The sequence below is a fragment of the Halomonas sp. BC2 genome (assembly GCF_002078115.1).
In the GTDB taxonomy this organism is placed as follows: domain Bacteria; phylum Pseudomonadota; class Gammaproteobacteria; order Pseudomonadales; family Halomonadaceae; genus Vreelandella; species Vreelandella stevensii.
Window position 1 is genome coordinate 147,515 of sequence record NZ_LFGT01000004.1, and the last position, 4,669, is coordinate 152,183.

Consider the following 4,669-nt stretch of genomic DNA (forward strand, 5'->3'; position numbering starts at 1 on the left):
ATAGCGCAACGTTAGCCCTTTACGTTGCGCCACCGGGGTAAATTCATCAGCCAAGTTGCTGAGGATATCGTCGAGCTTAAAGTGGCGCAGCTGAGGCTGCACCTGACCATGGTCCAGGCGGGAGATATCAAGCAGATCGGAAAGTATCGCTTCGGCACCTTCCAGCGAGTTTTGAACGCTCTCAACCAGGGCTAAATTATCGCTGTTAATCAGCCGCTCCTGTAGTGACGCTACTAACAAACGTGCTGCATTCATAGGTTGCAGCAGGTCATGGCTAGCGGCGGCTAGATAGCGGCCTTTACTCTGGTTCGCAAACTCAGCGGCATCACGGGCGTTTCTAAGCTCCTCGTTGAGTCGTTCAAGCGCTTGGGTGCGGTCAGCAACCCGCGCTTCCAAATGGGCGTTGAGCGTCTCTAAATGCTGGCGGGCGCGTTCACGCTCGGTAATATCGGCAACAAAACCTTCAATTAGGTCTTCGTCTCCAGCCAGCTCGGCGGGCTTTTTTGTCAGCGTAATAGCAACAGGCACCTGGCGGCCAGAGGCTGCCTGCAGCAAGGTGGTATGGCCCGTTACGTGGCCGTGGGAGAGCAGTAGGTCGCGCAGCTGCTGGCCAGTTGTGCGGCTGACAAATAGAGCATCAAAGCGCGCGCAGCGCTCTAACGTATGCGTCACGCAGGGATCGTCGAGCATGGCGGCAAGCGCCGGGTTGGCGGCGCGCAGCTTGCCGGAAAGCGACGCCTGAAAAATACCGTGTAGTGCGTTTTCAAATAGCCACTTATAGCGGTTGCGCTCAACTTCCAGCTCTTCTAAACGCAAGGAAAGCTCGCGATAGTAGCTTTTACGCGCTGACTGCTGACCTAGCCCGAGCAGGTCGCTGACCGAAAAGCCCGAGGGGTCGCTAGCTTTTTTCATAGGGCCTCTTCGTAGACCACCGCCACGTCACGTGAGTTGGAGCGACGAGGGTTAGTCAGAATGCAGGGATCGCCCAGCGCATGGTTGGTGAGAAACGGCACATCGCTGCGTGAGACACCCATTATCCCTAGGGTTCCGCCCAATCCAACCGCATGTTTTAAATCGACTAAGTACCGGAGCAGCGCTTTTTTGATCTGCTGCTGTGACAGCCCTCGGCAGTCGATACCCACGGCTTCGGCGACCCGCTTAAAACGATCGGGGGCGGCATCATAGTTATAAGCCACCACATGCTCTAATAGCATAGCGTTGCATAAACCGTGGGGGAGATCCAAGAAGCCGCCCAAACTATGCGACATCGCGTGTACTGCGCCCAAAATAGCGTTTGAGAACGCCAAGCCCGCTTGCATGCTGCCCAGCATTACCTGGGCGCGCAGCTCGCCATCGGTAGGGTTCGCCACCAGCGCCTCAAGATGGCTGCTGATCAACCGCATGGCTTCCAAGGCGTGAGTGTCGGTGAGCGGGCCGCTGCCGGTTGAAACGAACGCTTCAATGGCATGCACTAACGCGTCGACCCCGGTACAAGCGGTCAGGTAGGGCGACATGGTCATAGTGACTTCAGGATCGATCAGCGATACATCCGGCACGACGGCCTTGCTGATAATCGAGAATTTCATGCGCCGCTGCTGATCAGAAATAATCGCAAACTGGGAAATATCCGCCGAGGTGCCCGCCGTTGAAGGAATAAAAATCAGCGGAGGAATCGGCACGCGAATCGTATCAACGCCTTCAAAATCGAGAATATGCCCGCCGTGGGCCGTGACGATACCAATCCCCTTGGCGCAGTCCATCGGGCTGCCACCGCCTATCGCCACAATCGCTTTGCAGCCGGTTTCACGGTAAATCTCAGCGCCGGCCATAATCTCATCGACCCGTGGATTGGGCGATACGGCGGTAAAGCGCTCAACGGCAATGTTGGCTTCCAGCAACTTGGCTTCAATATCGGCGACCCAACCCGCCAGCAGCACGCCGGGGTCAGAGACCAGTAGCACCTTTTCTGCGCCGAAGGTGGTGACATAGTTGCCTGCAGCGTGGCGTGCACCGTTGCCAAAAATAATTTCAGGAGCGACAAACTTACGAAGTTGCGTGAGCGGCGATGTCATGGGGCGGTCTCGTTTATAGTTATTAACCATTATCTTAAGCACCTTAGGGGGTTGTTGCGCTACGACCTTGGTGCTGTCGCGGGGTATAAAGCACGCTGTTGATGTACGTGCGATTAGAAATATTGTTAAAACGTGATTAAAAATGCTGATAAAAGGCCAGCTCGCGGGCCAGCATGGTTCTTCGGGCTTTAGGGTGTCGAATACCATGGTATTCGTTATCAAACAGCAGTGTTTGTGCTTCGCCACCATGCTGCTCAATATGTCGCGCCATGGCGTGTGTCTGCTCCGGTACCACCACCGCGTCTTTGCCACCTTGAATAAACAGCGCCTGAATAGGTCTTGTGCACAGGCTGATCTGAGAGGCAGGGCTGCGCTGAGCTAGCAGGGCGTCATCGCCGATTAGCCAGCCCAGATAGCCGGACTCAAAGCGGTGCGTTTGTGCCGCTAGGGTGAGCGCATTGGTGACACCGTACAGGCTGGTGGCCGCAGCAAACAGTGGCGTGGCCGCTAGGGCATTGAGGGCGGTAAATCCACCAGCGCTTTGGCCGCGAATAAAGCAGCGCGCTGTGTCAATCGCAAAGCGTGCGCAGACGGCGTTTACCAGGGCAATCACATCCTCGGTATCGCTGACGCCCCACTGGCCGGCTAACCCTTCACGGTAGCGGCGACCAAAGTTGCCGCTGCCACGGGGGTTGATATCTAAAACGTGAAAGCCCTGCTGCTGCCAATAGGCCACCAGCGGGTCGTAGATGGGATAGGTGGCGGCGGTTGGCCCGCCGTGAACGCGCACAATCATTGGCGCAGCGCGGTTGGCTGAGGCTGAGTAGAAAAAGCCGTGAACCGTTTCGCCTTTATTACCCACCGGCGCTTCAAGCCACTGGGCGGTGGCAGGTGCTTTTGCGATTACGCTACCCGTTGAGTTTGTGCTATCCACTGAGTGTGCGTTACCCACGACGTTACCCACTAAGTATCTGCGTGAGCCATTTTCGTTGAACCGTATAAGCTGGGCGCCGCTGGTGGCGCTTTGTACTATGGCGTAATCGCCGTGTTGTGCCAGCGTGATGCTTGCCACGCGGCCGGGGTCGGGTAGCAGTGCTTCCACCTGCTCGCCGGTACGGCGGTATAGCTGCGCTGCACCCTGGTGTAGTTGGCAGTAAATCTGCAGATTGTCTCGCCAAGCGTGCTGGCGCTCACCCAGTTGCCATGGCGTGGTGATGTGATCAACGGGGGCGCTGCTCAGACACATGGGGGAGGCCAGATTAACCTGCCAGGGTTGCCACCAGCCAGCATGATCGCTCATGCAGATCAGCGCGTTGTGCGGGCCAAACTGTGGCTGGCTAATTGCTGTGCCAAAGTCCCAGCTATCAAAGGCCTGTAGCGCGCCGTTAGCCGCCACCTGTGCGAGGTGCAACTGGCTGCGCTGCCAGGGCATATAAGGCAGTGACCAGCTCACCCACGCTAGATAGTTACCATCGTCGCTTATTATCGGCGCGCCGTAGAAGTCGATGCTTTCTGCCAATACCTGCCGATCGCTATCAGTGACGGCGACCAGCCGCTGACCGCGGGCATCTTCCTCAACCGCTAATACACGGTGGCGCTTAGGGTCAGCGCACAGCCCACCGTAGGCGGTTTGCGGGCGCTGTTGCCAGCAGTAGCTTTTACCGTGGTGGCGGAGCTGCATGATGGCCTGGTCGTGCTGGCGCACCCATACGACGCCCCCTAGCAGTGGCGTGTAGCTGCCGCCGCCGTACTGGTTCACGCGGCTACCCACCGCCTCTTCTATTACACAGTGCGGCGGCTCATTGCTGTTAGCTCGCCACTGCCAAAGCTGCATGTCGCCCGTTTGCGGGCAGCGAGCCAGCCAGTAAACCGTCTCGGTGTCGCTATGCAGTTCGTTCAGGGTGTCGCAGGGCTCGGCGGCATCCGCTAGGGTAAGTCGCATAGGCGTGCTCCTTAGTGTGGGGCGCCCCACAGCAGCCGTGCTTCATAGCGTGGGTAAAGCTGCATCACGCTGCGGGTAAACTCGTATTCGGCGAGTGCGATGGTGCTAAACGTGTCAGGTAATTCACCAGCCAAGGCGTGATTGGCCCCCAACCCTTCGCTAGCCACGTCGCTGAGGCGCTGGTCTAGCCATTCAAGGTAATCAATGGTTTGGTCAATGATCGTTGCGGGGGGAGCGCTGGGGCCATGGCCGGGCACCGCGATTCTGGCGTCGAGCGCGCTGAGGTCGCTCAGTTCTTCCAGCCACTGTTGAAGGCCAGGGGTGTGAGCGGTAGCGGCAGCGCGTTGGTAGAAGCCCATGTCACCCAAAAACAGCACGCCGGTGGCGTGATCCATAATCACCAGATCCCCCCCGCTATGGCCGCTCATGGCATATAGGGTGAGTGGGTAGCTGCCCAGCGTTATGTCACCGGCCTCAATCACCTCGGGTAGGGCAACAGACGAGCGTTCCAAGCTGCGCCCGGTCAGCCGCTCGACGTTGTCGATCAGCGCGTCTGTGTCGCGAGCCATCAGGTCGCGGGTCGTGGCCAGAGTGAGGTGCTGTGCCTTGTCAAAGGCGGCATTGCCGAAAAAGTGATCGGGGTGGTGGTGGGTAG

4 protein-coding genes are annotated in these 4,669 nt (G+C 58.1%); all 4 read right to left on the bottom strand.

Features of this window, described 5'->3' with window-relative positions:
* The coding region (locus B7L71_RS03315) for a PAS domain-containing sensor histidine kinase (RefSeq protein WP_283160396.1) at positions 1–912 on the bottom strand (912 nt) is incomplete at its 3' end.
* Positions 909–2,072: an alcohol dehydrogenase-like regulatory protein ErcA gene (gene ercA / locus B7L71_RS03320; protein ID WP_081135984.1), complete on the bottom strand. Its 1,164-nt coding sequence runs from the start codon at positions 2,070–2,072 to the stop codon at positions 909–911. The genes ercA and B7L71_RS03315, both read right to left, overlap by 4 nt.
* A 136-nt stretch (positions 2,073–2,208) precedes the next feature.
* The gene (locus tag B7L71_RS03325) at positions 2,209–4,014 is read right to left on the bottom strand and encodes an alpha/beta hydrolase family protein (RefSeq protein ID WP_081135986.1); all 1,806 of its coding nucleotides are present in this window, start codon (positions 4,012–4,014) and stop codon (positions 2,209–2,211) included.
* An 11-nt stretch (positions 4,015–4,025) separates the two neighbouring features.
* Positions 4,026–4,669: MBL fold metallo-hydrolase (locus tag B7L71_RS03330; protein ID WP_081135988.1), on the bottom strand; the 644-nt coding region annotated here is incomplete at its 5' end.